Genomic DNA, 402 nt, shown 5'->3' with positions numbered 1-402 from the left:
GGCCAGCGAAGGGCTGCGCGGCCAGCCGCTGCTGGTGCCCGAGTCCATTGCACACAGCCAGCGCGAGGCCGATTTCGCGGAAGAGCACGCGCAGTGGTTCCAGATGCTCGGCTTCGAGTTGCAGCGCCTCGGTCCGCAAACCCTGGCGATCCGTCAGATTCCTTCGTTGCTCAAGCAGGCCGAGGCCACCCAGCTGGTGCGTGACGTACTTGCCGATCTGCTGGAGTACGGCACCAGCGACCGCATCCAGGCACACCTCAACGAGTTGGTGGCGACCATGGCCTGCCACGGCGCGGTACGTGCCAACCGCCGCCTGACGCTGCCGGAGATGAATGCCTTGCTGCGCGACATGGAGCACACCGAGCGTAGTGGGCAGTGCAACCACGGCCGCCCGACCTGGAC

The 402-nt window shown here is 66.7% G+C and carries 1 pseudogene; it reads left to right on the top strand.

The annotated features are described in order from the left end of the window. Positions 1-402 (top strand): annotated as a pseudogene (locus ACEWB7_RS18395) (DNA mismatch repair protein MutL); the annotation flags it as partial.

The organism is Acinetobacter sp. NIOH-H-8 (genome assembly GCF_046635365.1).
Lineage (GTDB): Bacteria > Pseudomonadota > Gammaproteobacteria > Pseudomonadales > Moraxellaceae > Acinetobacter.
This window is presented reverse-complemented; position numbering and strand designations above follow the sequence as displayed.